Origin of the sequence: Alloalcanivorax marinus (assembly GCF_016906305.1) — a bacterium.
GTDB classification, from domain to species: Bacteria; Pseudomonadota; Gammaproteobacteria; order Pseudomonadales; family Alcanivoracaceae; genus Alloalcanivorax; species Alloalcanivorax marinus.
The window spans coordinates 17864-36250 of record NZ_JADDOL010000008.1; the positions used below are offsets into that span (position 1 = coordinate 17864).

The 18387-nt window shown below is 67.0% G+C and carries 14 protein-coding genes; 7 read left to right on the forward strand and 7 right to left on the reverse strand.

Annotated features, from left to right (window positions below):
• Positions 1-151: 151 nt before the first annotated feature.
• Complete coding sequence (gene rnt, locus IM760_RS08680; RefSeq protein WP_394373791.1) at positions 152-832, forward strand: ribonuclease T; 681 nt, start codon at positions 152-154, stop codon at positions 830-832.
• 49 nt (positions 833-881) lie between these two features.
• On the opposite strand, the gene grxD is transcribed toward rnt, so the two are convergent.
• Together grxD and IM760_RS08690 are read right to left on the reverse strand one after the other, a co-directional pair.
• Positions 882-1211 (reverse strand): Grx4 family monothiol glutaredoxin, encoded by a 330-nt coding sequence (grxD, locus tag IM760_RS08685; protein ID WP_204428385.1) that lies wholly within the window; start codon positions 1209-1211, stop codon positions 882-884.
• A gap of 102 nt (positions 1212-1313) precedes the next feature.
• Positions 1314-2870, reverse strand: a complete 1557-nt coding sequence (locus tag IM760_RS08690; RefSeq protein ID WP_204428386.1) for a hydantoinase B/oxoprolinase family protein — start codon at positions 2868-2870, stop codon at positions 1314-1316.
• A 98-nt stretch (positions 2871-2968) separates the two neighbouring features.
• Between IM760_RS08690 and IM760_RS08695 the strand changes: the two genes are divergently transcribed.
• Together IM760_RS08695 and argF are read left to right on the forward strand one after the other, a co-directional pair.
• Positions 2969-4153, forward strand: coding sequence for an aspartate aminotransferase family protein (locus tag IM760_RS08695; protein WP_204428388.1), 1185 nt, complete (start codon positions 2969-2971; stop codon positions 4151-4153).
• Positions 4150-5061, forward strand: coding sequence for an ornithine carbamoyltransferase (argF, locus tag IM760_RS08700; protein ID WP_204428390.1), 912 nt, complete (start codon positions 4150-4152; stop codon positions 5059-5061). The genes IM760_RS08695 and argF overlap by 4 nt, the downstream gene beginning before the upstream one ends.
• Before the next feature lie 3 nt (positions 5062-5064).
• Here argF and IM760_RS19005 read toward each other — a convergent pair whose 3' ends face one another.
• The 5 genes from IM760_RS19005 to IM760_RS08725 form a co-directional block, all read right to left on the reverse strand.
• Positions 5065-6180, reverse strand: coding sequence for a GGDEF domain-containing protein (locus tag IM760_RS19005; RefSeq protein ID WP_204428392.1), 1116 nt, complete (start codon positions 6178-6180; stop codon positions 5065-5067).
• Positions 6177-7274, reverse strand: a complete 1098-nt coding sequence (locus tag IM760_RS08710) for a GGDEF domain-containing protein (protein WP_204428394.1) — start codon at positions 7272-7274, stop codon at positions 6177-6179. Before IM760_RS08710 ends, IM760_RS19005 begins: the two co-directional genes overlap by 4 nt.
• Positions 7275-7438: 164 nt before the next feature.
• Positions 7439-8929: a glycerol kinase GlpK gene (glpK, locus tag IM760_RS08715; protein WP_204428396.1), complete on the reverse strand. Its 1491-nt coding sequence runs from the start codon at positions 8927-8929 to the stop codon at positions 7439-7441.
• Positions 8930-8968: 39 nt separating this feature from the next.
• Complete coding sequence (locus IM760_RS08720; protein WP_204428398.1) at positions 8969-10600, reverse strand: ATP-binding protein; 1632 nt, start codon at positions 10598-10600, stop codon at positions 8969-8971.
• A 22-nt stretch (positions 10601-10622) separates the two neighbouring features.
• Positions 10623-11345, reverse strand: coding sequence for a response regulator (locus IM760_RS08725; RefSeq protein ID WP_204428400.1), 723 nt, complete (start codon positions 11343-11345; stop codon positions 10623-10625).
• 571 nt (positions 11346-11916) lie between these two features.
• Here IM760_RS08725 and IM760_RS08730 point away from each other — a divergent pair.
• The 4 genes from IM760_RS08730 to IM760_RS08745 all read left to right on the forward strand — a co-directional run bounded on the left by IM760_RS08730 (position 11917) and on the right by IM760_RS08745 (position 18307).
• Positions 11917-14826, forward strand: coding sequence for a ribonucleoside-diphosphate reductase subunit alpha (locus IM760_RS08730; protein ID WP_204428402.1), 2910 nt, complete (start codon positions 11917-11919; stop codon positions 14824-14826).
• Between the two features lie 29 nt (positions 14827-14855).
• Entirely contained in the window at positions 14856-16169 is a 1314-nt protein-coding gene (locus IM760_RS08735) for a ribonucleotide-diphosphate reductase subunit beta (RefSeq protein ID WP_204428404.1), read from the forward strand.
• Positions 16170-16273: 104 nt separating this feature from the next.
• Positions 16274-16504, forward strand: coding sequence for a hypothetical protein (locus tag IM760_RS08740; RefSeq protein ID WP_204428405.1), 231 nt, complete (start codon positions 16274-16276; stop codon positions 16502-16504).
• A gap of 159 nt (positions 16505-16663) precedes the next feature.
• The gene (locus IM760_RS08745; RefSeq protein ID WP_204428407.1) at positions 16664-18307 is read left to right on the forward strand and encodes an acetolactate synthase large subunit; all 1644 of its coding nucleotides are present in this window, start codon (positions 16664-16666) and stop codon (positions 18305-18307) included.
• Positions 18308-18387 lie beyond the last annotated feature (80 nt).

Here is an 18387-nt window from a genome sequence, read left to right on the forward strand (position 1 = left end):
ACTCCAGAACTGATGCGAGAAACACTGATAAAACGAACGGGGCCGGGCGCGCGAAACGGCCCGCCCCGCGGGGCCGCGTATTGTACCCGTGGCGGTCCGCCGCCGTCACCTGTCCCGGCGCCGGGGAATGGGGTAGCATGAGCGCGCTTTGATGGGAGATGGCATGAGCGACAAGCACCCTTCCCTGGCGCTACGGTTCCGGGGCTTCCTGCCCGTGGTGGTGGATGTGGAAACCGGCGGCTTCGATGCCCGCACCGACGCGCTGCTGGAAATCGCCGCGGTTTTGCTGGATATCGATGCCCGCGGTTACCTGCGCCCCTCGACCCGGGTGCATTTTCATGTGGATCCCTTTCCCGGCGCCAACATCGAACAGGCGGCGCTGGATTTCACCGGCATCGACCCGCACAACCCGCTGCGCGGCGCCGTGGACGAGGACACCGCCCTCAAGGGCGTGTTCGCGCCGGTGCGCAAGGCGGTCAAGAACCACGGCTGCAACCGGGCGGTGCTGGTCGGCCACAACAGCTTCTTCGATCAGGGCTTCCTGAACGCGGCGGCGGAACGCACCGACGTGAAGCGCAATCCGTTTCACCCGTTTTCCAGCTTCGACACCGCCACCCTGGCCGGGCTGGTGTACGGGCAGACCGTGCTGGCCAAGGCCTGCGAGGCGGCGGGCATCCCGTTCAGCCAGCGTGACGCCCATTCGGCGCTCTACGACGCCACCCGCACCGCCGAGCTGTTCTGTTCCATGGTCAATCGCTTCCGCGACCTGGGCGGCTGGCCGCCGCCGCCGGCCGGCGCCATGCCGCCGACCCTGGCCAACGCCCTGGATTAGAAACAAAAAAGGCGCCGGATCGGCGCCTTTTTCGTGGGTGGCGGGACGCTCAGGCGTCGCCTTCCACCGCCGCGCCGTCCACCAGCTCCTTGAGCTGACCGGAGCGGTACATCTCCATCACGATGTCGCAGCCGCCCACCAGCTCGCCGCTGATCCACAGCTGCGGGAAGGTCGGCCAGTTGGCGAATTCCTTCAGGTTCTGCCGGATCTCCGGCGCTTCCAGAATGTTCACGTAGGCGAACGGCTTGCCCACGCTGGTCATGGCTTCCACCACCTGGGCGGAGAAACCGCACTGGGGAAACTGGGGGGTGCCTTTCATGTACAGCAGCACCGGGTTCTTCGCGATTTGGTCCTTGATGACCGCAATCACATCGTCCATAGAAACCACCTGGGTCGGAATGTGTGTCGGAAACGGTAAAGTGTGCAGAGAATGGGGGTTCGACGCGGCCTTTACAAGGCCCGGCCCCTTACATCACCTCCATCACGCCGCCCCATGGCCCCCACCGCCCGGGGAGGCCAGCCACAGCCGGTCGCCGGCCACCGCCCGCCCGGCGTGCTTGGGCGGCAGGGTCTCGCCGTTGAGCCGATTTTCGCCGGCGGCACCGGGCCCGCCGCCGGCCAGGCCCCAGGGCCGGTGCCGACGGCGTTCGGTGAGCAGGGTGAACCGGGCCGGTGCCAGAAATTGCAGTTCCCGTTCGATGCCGTCGCCGCCCCGGTGCCGGCCGGCCCCGCCGCTGCCGCGCCGCAGCGCGTAGCGCAGCACCCGCAACGGATAGTGCTCTTCCAGGCTTTCAATGGGCGTGTTCAGGGTATTGGTCATGTGGCTGTGCACCGCCGACAGGCCGTCGCCGCCGGCATGGGCGCCCTGCCCGCCGGCCATGGTTTCGTAATAGTCCCAGGGCCGCTCGCCACCCTCGCCCATGGCCAGATTGTTCATGGTGCCCTGGCTGGCCGCCGGAATCGCCGCCGGCAGCGCGCCGGCCAGGGCCCCCAGCACCACGTCGACGATGCGCGAACTGGTTTCCACGTTGCCGGCGGCCACCGCCCCGGGGCGCCGGGCATTGACCAGGCTGCCCTCCGGGGCCGCCAGGGTCACCGGCCGGAACAGCCCGGCGCAGGAGGGCGCGTCGTCGGGCAGCAGACAACGGAAGCAGTACCAGGCGGCGGCCGCCGCCACCGACAGCGGACAATTGATGTTGCCGGCCACCTGCGCGGCGGTGCCGGTGAAATCCAGATGGGCCCGGTCACCGGTTACGGTGAGCGTCACGGCGATGGGGATGTCCCGCTGGCCCTGACCGTCGTCGTCCATCACATCGGAGAACCGGTAAACGCCGTCGGCCAGATCGGCAAGCCGTTGGCGCATGCGCCGTTCGCCGTAATCGTTGAGCGCGGTCAGGGCGGTGTCCAGGGCGTCGGCGCCGCGCTCGGCGACCAGCTCCGCCAGCCGCCGGGCGCCGGCCTGGCAGGCGCTGGCCTGGGCGGCGAAGTCGGCGAAGCGCGGCACATCTAGCGGCGCCGCGTCGGCCCCGGGATCCTCCGCCAGCCCGGCCAGACGCCGGCAAAGCGGCACCTGCCAGGCGCCGGCGCGCTTCAGCCATTGCGGCGCGATCACCAGGCCTTCCTCGTCCAGGGTTCTTGATACCGGCATGGAGCCCGGGCTGCTGGCGCCGATGTTGGCGTGGTGGGCGCGGGTCACGGTGAACGCCACCAGGCGTTCGCCCAGGAACACCGGCGCCACCACGGTCACGTCCGGCAGATGGGTGCCGCCCAGATAGGGGTCGTTGACCACCAGCAGGTCACCGGGCCGCCAGTCGCGGCCCTCCACCAGGTCGGCCATGGCATAGGCCATGGACCCCAGGTGCACGGGAATATGGGCCGCCTGGGCGCACAGGCCGCCGCCGGCGTCGAAAATGGCGCAGGAAAAATCCAGCCGGTCCTTGATGTTCGGCGACAGGGCGCTGGCGCGCAGCAGGGCGCCCATTTCGTCGCAGATTCCGGACAGGCGGTTGGCGAAGATGCTCAGTTGGATCGGGTTCATGGTCACTCTTGAGCCAATTGCGTCATATGCCGTCCACCAGTATTATCCACAGTCCACCCGGCAGCCAAGGCTGCCGTTTTTCGTTTGGTGAGAAAGCAATGAGCGAGCAGTTCCTGATCCCCACCTATGCCCGGCAGCCGGTCGCCTTCGAGCGCGGCGAAGGGGTATGGCTTTACGACCAGGCCGGCAACCGCTACCTGGACGCCGTCGCCGGCGTCGCCGTGTGCAACCTGGGCCACGCCCATCCGGCGGTGACCCGGGCGCTGTCCGAGCAGGCCGCGCGGCTGGTGCACACCTCCAATCTGTACCGGATTCCGGCCCAGGAAGCCCTGGCCGAGCGGCTGTGCCGCCTGGCCGGCATGAATAAGGTGTTTTTCGGCAATTCCGGCGCCGAGGCCAACGAGGCCGCCATCAAGCTGGCGCGGCTGCACGCCCGCCGCCGTGGCATCGAACACCCGGTGGTGCTGGTGATGGAAAACAGCTTCCACGGCCGCACCCTGGCGACCCTGTCCGCCACCGGCAACCGCAAGGTCAAGGAAGGCTTCGCGCCCCTGGTGGAAGGCTTCCGTACTCTGCCCTACAACGATCTGGCGGCGGTGGACGCCGCCGCCGACGACGCCAATGTGGTGGCGGTGCTGGCCGAGCCGATCCAGGGCGAAGGCGGCGTGCGGGTGCCGGACGACGGCTTCCTGGCCGGCCTGCGCGAGCGCTGCGACCGCCACGGCTGGCTGCTGATGCTGGACGAGATCCAGACCGGCAACGGCCGCACCGGCGGCTACTTCGCCTGCCTCGAACAGGGCGTGCGGCCGGACGTGCTGACCACCGCCAAGGGGTTGGGCAACGGCTTTCCCATCGGCGCCTGTCTGGTGGCCGGCGCCGCCACCGAACTGTTCGGTCCGGGCAGCCACGGCAGCACTTTCGGCGGCAGCCCGCTGGGCTGCGCCACCGCCCTGGCGGTGGTGGAAACCCTGGAGCGCGAAGTAGTGCCCACGGTCACCGCCAAGGGCGAGCGCCTGCGCGCCGCCCTGCGCGATCGGCTGGCGGACCTGCCGATGGTCCGGGAAGTGCGCGGCCGCGGCCTGATCATCGGCATTCAGTTGGACCGCGACGCCGGCGAACTGGTGGGCCGCGCCCGTCAGGCCGGCCTGCTGATCAACGTCACCGCCGGCTCGGTGGTGCGCCTGCTGCCGCCGCTGGTGATCGACGACCAGGAACTGGACTTTCTCGCCGACACCCTGAGCCGGGTGCTGGTCGAATTCGCCCGTGATTCGGAGCGCCCATGAGCACCCGTCACTTCCTCACCCTGATGGATCTGTCCCCCAAGGAACTGGGCTATCTGATTCAACGCGCGGTGGAGCTGAAAACCATGCTGCACACCGGCCAGTTCCACGAGCCGTTGCGCGGCAAGACCCTGGGCATGATCTTCGAGAAGTCGTCCACCCGCACGCGGGTGTCCTTCGAGGTGGCCATGACCCAGTTCGGCGGCGCCAGCGTGTTCCTGTCGCCGCGGGACACCCAGCTGGGCCGCGGTGAACCGGTGGAGGATTCCGCCCGGGTATTGTCGCGCATGGTCGACGCGGTGATGATCCGCACCTTCGATCACGACACCGTGGAGCAGTTCGCCGAGTACTCCCGGGTGCCGGTGATCAATGCCCTCACCGACGAGTTCCATCCCTGCCAGTTGCTGGCCGACATGCAGACCTACATGGAACACCGGGGCGCCATCCGGGGGCGCAAGGTGGTGTGGATCGGCGACGGCAACAATATGTGCGCCAGCTACATCAACGCCGCCGAACAGTTCGACTTCTCCCTGACCGTGGCCTGCCCGGAAGGGTTCGATCCGCCGGCGGCGCTGATGGAGGAATTCGCCCACCGGGTGACCCTGGAGCGGGATCCGGTGAAAGCGGTGGCCGGGGCGCACCTGGTGTCCACCGATGTGTGGGCCTCCATGGGCCAGGAAGAAGAACAGGCCGAACGGGCCCGCCAGTTCGCCGATTATCAGGTCAGCCCGGCGTTGATGGACCGGGCCGATCCGCAGGCCGTGTTCATGCACTGTCTGCCCGCCCATCGCGGCGAGGAAATCAGCCACGACATGCTGGACGACCCCCGCTCGGTGGTCTGGGACCAGGCGGAAAACCGGCTGCACGCGCAGAAGGCACTGCTGGAGTTCCTGCTGGCCGGCCAGAGCTAGCCCCTACGTCTCCTCCCGACACACCCGATCCCGCCCCCGGCTCTTGGCCAGATAGAGGGCGTGGTCGGCCCGGGCGATCAACTGATCGATGCTCTCCCCCGGCCGGTAACAGGCCACCCCGGCGGACAGGCTGACCTTGGGCGGCCCGTTCTGGGCGCGGAAGTCCCGCTGCCCCCAGCCCTGCCGCAGACGCTCCGCCGCCAGCTCCGCGCCTTCTAGGTTGCTCTGCGGCAGCACCATGATGAATTCCTCGCCGCCCAGCCGGGCCAGGTAATCGCCGCCGCGCAGGTCGGCCAGGGCGAAATCCGCGAAGTCCCGCAGCACCCGGTCCCCCCAGCCGTGCCCGAAGGCGTCGTTGATCGCCTTGAAATAATCCAGGTCCACGTAGCACACCGAAAACGGATAGATACCGCCGTCGGCCAGGCCCTTCTGGTGCTCCAGCACCTGCAGGATGTGGCGCCGGTTGAACAGGCCGGTGAGATCGTCGCGGATCGCCAGGTCACGGACCTGCTCCAGCGCGTCGGCCAGGGCCTGGTTCTTCACCGCCAGGCGCCGGCGCAATCCGTTCACGCCGCTGCCGGTAACCGCGAAGCTCACGCTCACCAGGGTGAACACCAGCCATTGCAAGGCCTCCAGGGTGGGGCTCAGACGCAGGCCGTGGTAGCGCCAGGCCAGCGCCAGCATCAGCAGATAGCCGACGCTGGCCAGCAGCGCCAGGGCCAGCAGGCCGCCGGCGCCGAGCCGGAACGACACCAGCAGCAGCAGCGGAAAGAACAGCATCAGGGCACTGATGCGCGCCTCGTCCAGGCCGAAGCCGGTGATCAGAAAGGCGACCAGCAGAATCAGCGCCGCCGGCATCGACAGGCTCGGCTCCCGCCACTCGGCGGTGAGGCCCAGCTCGATCAATCCCAGGTAGACCAGGCCCGGCACCAGCAGCCCGATCACCACCGTCACCAGCGGCACCGGCGCCAGTTGCAGCACCCCCAGCCACCACAGCAGCAGGGTCAGCAGCACGTGCAGCGCCGCCACCGACAGCACCGCCCGCCCGTGACGGCGCAGCAGGCGCCGCTCACTGACCGTCAGCCGCCGCACCCGGCGCCAGTCGTCCGGCGTCTTCATGGCGGGCCCGCCGTCATCACCCGGTCACGGCCACCGGCCTTGGCGCGATAGAGCAGATGATCGGCGCGCGCCATCACCTGGTCCGGCGTCTCGTTCTGGCCGACCACGGTGAGCCCCACGGAGGCGGTCACTTCCAGGGCCGGCGCCGCCATGAACCGCTGGGCGCGCAACGCATCGAGCAGGCCGGTGACGCTGTCCCGGGCCTGGGCCAGGTCGATCACCGGCATCACCAGCAGAAATTCCTCGCCGCCCAGCCGCGCCACGATGTCCTTTTCGCCCAGGTACCGGTGGGTGAGCTCGGCGAAGCGCACCAGCACCCGGTCGCCGAACTGGTGGCCATGGCGGTCGTTGATGCGTTTGAAATGGTCCAGGTCGACGAACGCCACCGCCAGCAGAAAGCCGCCCCGGCGCGACTGCCGGCACGCCTTGTCGAGCAGTTCCATGGCGTGACGGCGGGCGTACAGGCCGGTGAGTTCATCGCGAATCGCCAGGTCCTGGATGCGCTCCAGCAGGTCGGAGAGCTGCCGGTTACGCTCGCGCAAACGCAGACGGATGCTGGAAATCTCGCTGGCCAGCAGCACCATGGCCAGGGTGATCAGGGCAAACAGCAGCCACTGGCTCCACTCCGCCACCGGCCGTGGCAGCGCGCCGTTCAGTTGCAGATGGAGCAGCACCAGCGCGTAGCCGGCCACGGCGCTGGCCGCCGCCCGCGCCACCCGCCGGCGCCGTACCCGGAACACGCCCTGATGAAGAATCGCGAAGAAGAAGGTCATCACCGCCAGCCGCAGTTCCTCGACGAAGGCCACGGACAGCAGCAGCGCCGCCGTGGACCAGACCATCAGCGGCTCGGTCATGGAAGGGTCTTCCAGGCGCCGGTTGAAGCGCAGCCCGGCGAACCCCAGCAGCGCCAGGTGGCCTCCCCAGATCAGCAGGAACAGCGCGGCGAAGGCGGCGTCACCGCCCCGGAAGAAACCCCATTGCAGAATCAGCCAGCAGACCAGCGTATGGGCACCGCCGCCCACCAGCAGAGCGAAGGCAAGGCGCTGCAAATAAAGATCCTGGCGTTCGCCGGACACGGCGTGCCAACCACGCATACGATCCTTCCCCCAGGCCATCGACACGGACGCGAACGGTGCTGCCACGGAGTGCCCCCGGGCCGCGCGGGGCGGGGACTTGGATTATGGGTCAGCAGAACACCGGTTACCCGAAGGAATGATAGTTAAAAATGTGAGGCGATTCACATTTTTTGGTCGACTTTTCAGGACCGGTTATCCGAACAAACGCGCTTCACGGCGTCGCGCCAGCCCCGGTAACGGCGTTCACGCTCGTCCTCGTCCAGGGCCGGTTGAAAGGCCCGGTCCCGCTGCCAGTGGCTGGCCACCGCGTCCAGGTCCTCGAACAGGCCCACGCCCAGCCCGGCCAGATAGGCGGCGCCCAGGGCGGTGGTCTCGGTGACCCGGGGCCGGTCCACGCGCACCCCGAGTACGTCGGCCAGGGTCTGGCCGAGCCAGTTGTTGACCACCATGCCGCCGTCCACGCGCAGTGCCGTGGGCCGCTGACCGCAATCGGCGGCCATCGCCTCGAGCAGATCCCGGGACTGATAGCAGACCGCTTCCAGGCCGGCGGTGACCACCTCGGCGATGCCGGTGTCGCGGGTCAGGCCGAGCAGCGCGCCACGGGCATGGGGGTCCCACCAGGGCGCGCCCAGGCCGGTGAACGCCGGCACCAGATAGACGCCGCCGGCGGAGCCCACCCGCCGCGCCAGCGCTTCGGTCTCGCTGGCATGGGAAATCAGATTGAGGCCATCGCGCAGCCATTGGATGGCGGCGCCGGCGACGAAGATCGAGCCCTCCAGCGCGTAGGTGGTGCGGCCGTTGAGCCGGTAACCGACGGTGGTCAGCAGGCGGTTTTGCGACGTCACCGCCTCGCCGGTGTTCATCACCATGAAGCAGCCGGTGCCGTAGGTGCTCTTGACCATGCCGGGTTCGAAACAGGCCTGCCCCACCAGCGCCGCCTGCTGGTCGCCGGCGATGCCGGCCACCGGCACCGGCGCGCCCAGCAGGGCGCTGTCGGTGCGCCCGAAGTCGCCGGCGCTGTCACGCACCTCCGGCAGCAGGGAGGCGGGAATGTCGAACATCGCCAGCAGGTCCTCGTCCCATTGCTGGGTGTGGATGTTGAACAGCAAGGTGCGCGAGGCATTGGTGGCGTCGGTGGCGTGCACGCGCCCGTGGGTCAGTTTCCAGAGCAGCCAGCAATCGATGGTGCCGAACGCCAGCTCGCCGTCGCGGGCCCGCTGGCGGGCGCCGTCCACGTGGTCCAGCAGCCAGGCCAGCTTGGTGGCGGAGAAATAGGGGTCGAGCAGCAGACCGGTGCGCTCGCGCACCAGGGCTTCGTGGCCGTCGTCCTTGAGCCGCTGGCAGGTATCGGCGGTGCGCCGGTCCTGCCAGACAATGGCGCGGGCCAGGGGCTCGCCGGTGCGCCGGTCCCACAGCACCGTGGTTTCGCGCTGGTTGGTGATGCCGATGGCGGCCAGGTCGGCGGCTTCCACGCCGGCGTTGCGCAGCGCCAGACGACACAGGGTCAGGGCGTCGTTCCAGATTTCCTGGGCGTCGTGCTCCACCCAGCCGTCGCGGGGAAAGTGCTGCCGGAATTCCTTCTGCGCCTGCCCCAGGGTTTCACCGTCGTGATCGAACACGATGGCCCGGGAGCTGGTGGTGCCCTGGTCGATGGCGAGAATAAAGGACGACATCGTGCCTCCGCTGCAAATCCAGGGGGAACCCGGCAGACGCTACTCCGGCGTCACCTGGCCGCGCCCCAGTACGTGTTGTTGTCGTTGATGCCGGGGCAGGATGACACGAAAGCGCGCGCCGCCCCAGTCGCTTTCGGACACCCGGATGTCGCCGCCGTGCCACTCGATGATGCGCTTGACGATGGACAGGCCCAGCCCGTAACCGCCGCTGGCCCGGTGGCGGCTTTTGTCGAGCCGCGCGAACGGCTTGAACACGCGCTCGCGCTGATGTTCGGGAATGCCCTTGCCGTCGTCGTCCACATCCAGCACCCGGTAGTCGCCCTCCTCGCGCAGGGTCATGCGCACCCGCGAGGCGGCGTAGCGCAGCGCGTTGGTGACCAGATTCTGCAGAATGCGGTGCAGATAGCGCGGATCGCCGTCCACGGTCAGGTCCGGGTCGCCGGTCACCTCGATGGCGATGTCGCCACGGATGCCGTCCAGTTCGCCGGCCAGCTGCTCGCAGATCTCACGCAGATAAACCGGCTGGAACTCGATGTTCGGGGTGCCCTCCTCCAGCCGCGCGTAGGTAAGGATTTCGTCGATCAGCTGGTCGAGCTGCTCGATGTCCCGGTCCAGGGCGTTGAGTTTGTCCCGGCGCTCCTCGGCGGATTCGCAGTCGGCCAGCATCTCCAGGCCGAAGCGCAGCCGCGCCACCGGGGTGCGCAGCTCGTGGGACACCGCCCGGGTCATTTCCCGCTGGGCCTCGATCAGACGCCGGATGTGCGCGGTCATGCCGTTGAAGGTGGAGGCCACCTGGCCGATTGGATCGTTGCCGCGCACGTCCGCGTAGGCGGCCAGATCGCCGCCGCCCAGACGCTTCACGGCGCGCCCCAGACGCCGCAGGCGGGTCTGCAGCGGGCGCACCTGAAGGTAGGTGGACACCGCCACCAGCAACAGCGCCAGCACGCCGGCGATGGCCAGCAGCTGCCAGGGGAAAGGATCGAACAGGTACATGGGGCCGAGCACCAGCACCCGGGGCACCGCGTCGGCGCCGCCGTCCACCGGCATCAGCACCCGCACGCTGGCGTCGCGGCTGGTGCTGTCGGAGAGGCTGAACACCGCCTCGCCGCGCAGCAGCCGCTGACGCTGCTCGCCGTCCAGTTGCAATTCCGAGGCCGATTGAAGCCGCAGGGGGTAGCCAAAATGCTCGCGCAGCCCGGCGAGCGCCGCGTCGCCGCCGCCCCGCTCGCTCAGATAATCCAGCACCAGCCGGGCGGTGGCCCGGGCCTGTTGCTCGGACAGGCGGTTGAGGCGCGCGCGCAGATAGAGGGGCGCGTCCGGCAGGGCGTAGAGCACGTCCACGGTGGCGGCGTCACCGTTGCCGCGCAAGACCACGCGGCCTTCGTCCAGATGCAGCGCCTCACGATAGGAGAGCTGCAGGCCGGCGCGGTCGTCCACCGCCACCGGCGCGCCGAACAGCCGGCTCAGGTGCAGCGACCAGGCCTGACGGCCGGCGGTGTCCTGCCCCCGGTAGCCCTCGGCCATCAGGTAGAAGGTGCCCTTGGCCATGCGCTCCCGGTACAACAGTGCGCGGTAGTCGTTGACCAGCTCCACGCCGGCATAGGTGAGCGCGCCGATGATCAGCAGCGCCACCAGGATACCGCCGTAGATACGGACGAAGATGCTGCTCAAAGGGGGTACTCCGCCCCGGCGCTCAGCCGGTGCTCATTTCCCGGACGAACAGATAGCCCTTGGAGCGCACGGTCTTGATGCGCTTGGGATTCTCCGGGTCGTCGCCCACCTTGGGGCGGATCCGCGAGATGCGCACGTCGATGGAGCGGTCCTGGCCGTCGTACTGGATGCCGCGCAGCTTCTCGAAGATGGTTTCCCGGGACAGCACCGTGCCGGCGTTGGAGGCCAGCAGCCAGAGCAGGTCGTACTCGGCGCTGGTCAGATCCACGGACTCACCGCGCAGGGTCACTTCCCGGGCAGAGTTGTCGATCACCAGGGCACCGAACTCCAGGCGCGACGGGGAGCTGTCCCGCTCGTTGTCGGTTTCCACCCGCCGCAGCAAGGCGCGGATGCGGGCCAGCAGCACCCGCGGCTTGACCGGCTTGGCCACGTAATCATCGGCGCCCATCTCCAGGCCCAGCACCTGGTCCATGTCGTCGGTGCGCGCGGTGAGCATCAGGATCGGGTTCTTGAAGGCGCCGCGCACTTCGCGGCACACCGTGAGCCCGTCGGCGCCGGGCAGCATCAGGTCGAGCACCACCAGATCCGGCTGCTCGGAGCGGATACGACGGATCGCTTCCTCGCCGTCGCTCACCACGGTGACGTCGAGGCCGTTGGACTGAAGATATTCACAGGTAAGATCGGCGAGACGCTCGTCGTCTTCCACGATCATGATGGTCGGCGGGTTATCCTGCACGGTGGTCATCCCGTCCTTGTCCTTATCAATTATGTATTGTGGGCCGTTCGCATTCTTTTATACGCATACCGGTGCGCCCCGGCAACCGAAACGGCGCGCCCGCGCGGCACAATATATAGGGTTTGTGGGGCCGGCCCAAGCGCCCCGCGGACCGGCCCCCGGATTGCCCACAAAACCCCACAAATTATCCACAGGATTTCCCCAGCCGGAAAGGTTGCAAATGGCCCGTCTCACCTATAACTTGTAGCCGTATCGGGCAGCGACCCCAAGATATTGGGTTTTGGAACCTTTTTTCGGGATGCCGGGCCGATTCTTTTCCGCCCCCGAAAAAACGCCGCCGGATCAGCCGCTTACGGCTCCCGCGGACGCCCAGGGCCGTCCCGCCCGATCCGCGAAGTACGAATCGAGATACTACATATGGTGTTTGCGCCGCCGGACCGCATTCCCGGCCCCCGCCATCGCCGACCGGAGACCGGCGGCGCGAGCACCCGCCGGACGGCCATTGGCCGTCCGGCAAACGGACGAAGCAGTACCCGACAGACATAAGCACAGCCAAAAGCACACAGACGGAGAGGGCATCATGCAGACGGATATGAATCGTGATCAGGCCCGTCCCGGCGTTCACGCCGGCGACGATGCGGAACGCGACGTGGCGGCCACCGCCCCCGGCCAGCTGCGCGTGATCAAGCGCAACGGCAAGGTGGTTTCCTACGACGACGACAAAATCACCGTGGCCATCACCAAGGCGTTTCTGGCCGTGGAAGGCGGCACCGCGGCGGCCAGCTCGCGCATCCACGAAACCGTGGAGCGCCTCACCGAGCAGGTCAGCGCCACCTTCAAGCGTCGCATGCCCTCCGGCGGCACCATTCATATCGAGGAAATCCAGGACCAGGTGGAACTGGCGCTGATGCGTAACGGCGAGCACAAGGTGGCCCGCGATTACGTGCTGTACCGGGACCAGCAGGCCCGCAAACGCGCCGAGCGCGCCCGCGATCTGCCCGAGCCCAAGCATCAGGTGGACATGGCCGTGACCATGGAAGACGGCAGCCGCGCGCCGCTGGACATGGCCCGCCTGGAGCACCTGGTCCACGAAGCCTGCCATGGCCTGGAGCAGGTCAGCCCGGACAAGATCATCGCCGAAACCGTCAAGAACCTGTACGACGGCGTCTCCATCAAGGACGTCAACACCTCCATGGTGATGACCGCCCGCACCATGATCGAGATGGAGCCCAACTACTCCCAGGTCACCGCCCGGCTGCTGATGGACAAGATCCGCGCCGAGGCCCTGCAATACCTGGGCGTGGCCGAGCGCGCCAACCAGGAAGAGATGGAAGACCTCTACGCCAAGGCGCTGGCCGCCTACGTGGAAAAAGGCATTGAGCACGAACTGCTGAGCCCGGAGCTGGCCGAATTCGACCTGGCCAAGCTGGGCGCCGCCATCGACGGCAAGCGCGACCTGCAGTTCTCCTACCTGGGCCTGCAGACCCTCTACGACCGCTACTTCATCCACCATAACGAAACCCGCATCGAGCTGCCCCAGTGCTTCTTCATGCGCGTGGCCATGGGGCTGGCGGTGCGCGAGGAGCAGCGCGAGGAACGGGCCATCGAGTTCTACAATCTGCTGTCCAGCTTCGATTACATGAGCTCCACGCCGACCCTGTTCAACAGCGGCACCCTGCGTCCGCAGCTGTCCAGCTGCTACCTGACCACGGTGCCCGACGATTTGTCCGGCATCTACAGCGCCATCCACGACAACGCCATGCTGAGCAAATTCGCCGGCGGCCTGGGCAACGACTGGACCCCGGTGCGCGCGCTGGGCGCCTACATCAAGGGCACCAACGGCAAATCCCAGGGCGTGGTGCCGTTCCTGAAAGTGGTCAACGACACCGCGGTGGCGGTGAACCAGGGCGGCAAGCGCAAGGGCGCGGTGTGCGCCTACCTGGAAACCTGGCACCTGGACATCGAAGAGTTCATCGAGCTGCGCAAGAACACCGGCGACGACCGCCGCCGCACCCACGACATGAACTCCGCCAACTGGATTCCGGACCTGTTCATGAAGCGGGTGATCAACGAGCAGGACTGGACCCTGTTCAGCCCCAACGACGTGCCGGATCTCCACGACCTCTACGGCGAAGCGTTCGAGAAGCGCTACGAAGAGTACGAGGCGATGACCCGCGACGGCCGCATGAAGCTCTACAAGCGTCTGCCCGCCATCAATCTGTGGCGCAAGATGCTGTCCATGCTGTTCGAAACCGGCCATCCCTGGTTCACCTTCAAGGATCCGTGCAACCTGCGCAGCCCGCAGCAGCACGTGGGCGTGGTGCACTCGTCCAACCTGTGCACCGAGATCACCCTGAACACCAACAAGGACGAAATCGCGGTGTGCAACCTGGGTTCCGTGAACCTGGCCCAGCACATCGTCGACGGCGCCCTGGACCGCGACAAGCTGGCGCGCACCGTCAACACCGCCGTGCGCATGCTCGACAACGTCATCGACATCAACTACTACAGCGTGCCCCAGGCGGAACGGTCCAACATGAAGCACCGGCCGGTGGGTCTGGGCATCATGGGCTTCCAGGACGCGCTCTATAAGCAGGGCTTCAGCTACGCCTCCCCGGAAGCGGTGGCGTTCGCGGACCAGTCCATGGAGGCGGTCAGCTACTTCGCCATCCAGGCCTCCGCCGATCTGGCCGAGGAACGCGGCGCCTACCAGAGCTTCGAGGGTTCCCTGTGGAGCCAGGGCGTGCTGCCGATCGATTCCATCGACATCCTGGTCAAGCAGCGCGGCGAGGAGTACTGCAAGGTGGACCGCAGCCAGACCCTGGACTGGGACAGCGTGCGCGAGCGCGCCAAGAAAGGCATGCGCAACTCCAACGTGATGGCGATCGCGCCCACCGCCACCATCGCCAACATCACCGGCGTGTCGCAGTCCATCGAGCCCACGTACCAGAACCTGTACGTGAAATCGAACCTGTCCGGCGAGTTCACCGTGGTCAACCCGTATCTGGTGAACGCGCTCAAGGAGCGCGGCCTGTGGGACAACGTGATGGTCAACGACCTCAAGTACTACGACGGTTCCGTGCTGCCCATCGAGCGGGTGCCGGCGGACCTGAAGGAGCGCTTCCGCACCGCCTTCGAGATCGAGCCGCGCTGGATGGTGGAAGCGGCCAGCCGCCGCCAGAAATGGATCGACCAGGCGCAGTCCCTGAACCTGTACATCGCCGAAGCCAACGGCAAGAAGCTGGACGTCACCTACAAGATGGCCTGGCTGCTGGGTCTGAAGACCACCTATTACCTGCGCGCCATCGGCGCCACCCAGACCGAGAAGTCCACCATCAACGACGGCAAGCTCAACCGGGTGTCCTCAGGCGGCGGTGAAGCCCCCGCCGCGGCCGCCGGCGCGGACGCCGCCGAAGGCGACTTCAGCCAGGCGGCGGACGTGCCCCAGGCCTGTTCCATCGACGACCCGGATTGCGAAGCCTGTCAGTAACGCACTGAACGAATCGGAAGGAGACACACATGCTCAGCTGGGACGATTTTCATGCGCAAGAGACGCCGACCCCCAAGCAGCACGGCCGTGCCGGCGCAGCGGCGCCGCAATCTGAGCCGGTATCTGAGGAAAAGGCATCTGCACCTCAAGCACCGGCAGCGGGAAGTGCTGCGCATGCAGGAACTGAAGAAGCAGAACGACAGCCCGGACACGACGAACTGCGAGGAAGCACCGAAGCAGCCCTGACCGACGCGGTGGCCCGCGCCCAGCAGGCGGTGGCGCGCATGGACGCCGCCGAGGGCGTGGCCGAGCTGGAAGGCACCGCCGGCCGGGTGGAGGTGGACGACAAGCGCATGATCAACTGTCGCGCCGACCTCAACCAGCTGGTGCCCTTCAAGTACGACTGGGCCTGGCAGAAATACCTGGACGGCTGCGCCAACCACTGGATGCCCCAGGAAATCAACATGAACGCCGACCTGGCGCTGTGGAAGAAGGAAGGCGGCCTCACCGAGGACGAGCGCCGCATCGTCAAGCGCAACCTGGGTTTCTTCTCCACCGCCGACTCGCTGGTGGCGAACAACCTGGTGCTGGCCATCTACCGCCTGATCACCAACCCGGAGTGCCGTCAGTACATTCTGCGTCAGTCCTTCGAGGAGGCGATCCACACCCACGCCTACCAGTACTGCATCGAGTCCCTGGGCATGGATGAAGGCGAGATCTTCAACATGTACCGGGAAATCCCCTCGGTGGCCAAGAAGGCGCAATGGGGCATTGAGTACACCCGCGAACTGTCCGACCCTGCCTTCACCACCGGCACCGTGGAAACCGACAAGGCGCTGCTCAAGAACCTGATCGCGTTCTACTGCGTGCTGGAAGGCGTGTTCTTCTATTGCGGCTTTACCCAGATTCTGTCCATGGGCCGCCGCAACAAGATGACCGGCGTGGCCGAGCAGTTCCAGTACATCCTGCGCGACGAGTCCATGCACGTGAACTTCGGCGTGGACGTGATCAACCAGATCAAGCTGGAGAACCCGCACCTGTGGGACCAGCAAATGCGCGACAAGGCCACCCAGATGATCCTGGAAGGCACCGAGCTGGAAATCCAGTATGCCCGCGACACCATGCCGCGCGGCGTGCTCGGCATGAACGCGGCGATGATGGAAGAGTACCTGCAGTTCATCGCCAACCGTCGCCTCACCCAGCTGGGCCTGCCCGAGCAGTTCAAGGGCGTGTCCAACCCGTTCCCCTGGATGAGCGAGATCATGGACCTGCGGAAAGAGAAGAACTTCTTCGAAACCCGCGTCACGGAATACCAAGTGGGCGGCGCGCTCTCCTGGGATTGAGTCCTGGGACCGGGTCCCGGCCTGGTGTGCCCGAAGCGACGGCGGCGGGGTTTTCCCCGCCGCCGTCCTTTGGCACCATAACCGGACCCCTTCACGGAGGCCCCATGAGCCAGTATCAAGACGACGACTTCCAGAACGACCTCCACGAGGAAGCCCGCGATCTTCTCTCCGCCATCGAGCAGGTGGAAGAAACCCTGGCGATGATGACCACCGTGGTCGGCCGGCTCAAGGAGCAGGTCAGCGCCCACCTCGACGGCGAAGACGACGACACCATCGAAATGAGCGCCGAGGAATTTCTCGAACAATGCGAGAACACCGAGGGCACCTGGCACTGAGCCACGCCTTCCCGCGCCCTTCACTTCACGCCGCCGTCACCGGCGCGCGTCCGTACTTTCCGTATCCCCGCGCCTCGCAGGCGCGTTATAGTGACCTCACTTCACACACCGACCTGAAAGCCCCGGGTGCCTCCGTCGCGCGCCGGTAAGGAGAGCTGCATGAAAGCTTCTGATTTGTTCGTCAGGGCGCTGGAGGCGGAGGGCGTCGAATACGTCTTCGCGATTCCCGGCGAGGAGAACCTGGATCTGCTGGAGGCGCTGCGCGGCTCCCGGTCCATCAAACTGGTGATCACCCGTCACGAACAGGCCGCCGGCTTCATGGCCGCCACCTACGGCCGCCTCACCGGCAAGGCCTGCGCCTGCCTGTCCACCCTGGGCCCCGGCGCCACCAACTTCGTGACCGCCGCCGCCTACGCCCAGCTCGGCGCCATGCCGATGGTGATGATCACCGGTCAGAAGCCGATCAAATCCAGCAAGCAGGGGCAGTTCCAGATCATCGACGTGGTCGACATGATGCGCCCCCTGACCAAGTTCACCAAAACCGTGGTCAGCGGCGATACCATCCCCGCCCGGGTGCGCGAGGCGTTCCGGCTGGCCCAGGAGGAGCGCCCCGGCGCCACCCACCTGGAACTGCCCGAGGACATCGCCCGGGAACACTCCACCATGCCGGTGCTGGAGCCCAGCCTGACACGCCGGCCGATCGCCGAGGACAAGGCCATCTGCCGCGCCGTGGAGGCGATCAGCGGCGCCCGCAAGCCGCTGATCGTGGTGGGTGCCGGCGCCAACCGCAAGCTCACCAGCAAGATGCTGCGCCAGTTCATCGAGAAGCTGGGCATCCCGGCCATCACCACCCAGATGGGCAAGGGCGTGGTGGACGAAACCGGCGCTCACTTCCTGGGCAACACGGCGCTGTCCGACGGCGACTTCGTGCACCGCGCCATCGACGCCGCCGACCTGATCATCAACGTGGGCCACGACGTGGTGGAGAAGCCGCCGTTCTTCATGCAGCCCGGCGGCGCCACCGTGGTGCACATCAACTTCAATTCCGCCCAGGTGGACCCGGTCTATTTTCCGCAGATCGAAGTGGTCGGCGACATCGCCAACAGCTTGTGGCAGCTCAAGGAGCGGCTGGAACCCCAGGAGCACTGGGGCTTCGCCGACTTCCACCGGGTCCGCGACGCGCTGCAGAAGCACATCGCCGAGGGCGCCCGGGACGACCGTTTTCCGATCCTGCCGCAACGTCTGGTCCATGAGATCCGCAAGGTGATGCCCAGCGACGGCATCATCGCCCTGGACAACGGCATGTACAAAATCTGGTTCGCCCGCAACTACCCGGCCACCCACCCCAATACCGTGCTGCTGGACAATGCCCTGGCCAGCATGGGCGCCGGCCTGCCCTCCGCCATGGCCGCCAAGATGGTGCACCCGGAGCGCCGCGTGATGGCGGTGTGCGGCGACGGCGGCTTCATGATGAACTCCCAGGAACTGGAAACCGCCGTGCGCCTGCGTCTCGATCTGGTGATCCTGATCCTGCGCGACGACGGCTACGGCATGATCAAGTGGAAACAGAAGCAGATGGATTTCCACGACTTCGGCCTGGACTTCCACAACCCGGACTTCGTGGCCTACGCCAAGGCCTACGGCGCCCAGGGCCACCGGGTGGAAAGCACCGAGGGCCTGGTGCCGCTGGTGGAGGAATGCTACGGCGCCGGTGGCGTGCACGTGATAGATGTGCAGGTGGACTATTCCATGAACGACCGCATTCTCAACCAGGAAATCCGCGAGCTCAGCAGCAAGGTGTGAGCGGCCCGCCGGCGCCTTCCGTCGGCGGCCCGCCGTTCGTCGGAAATCGCTGCGCGGCGATCCCCGGGCGGGTGTAGAGT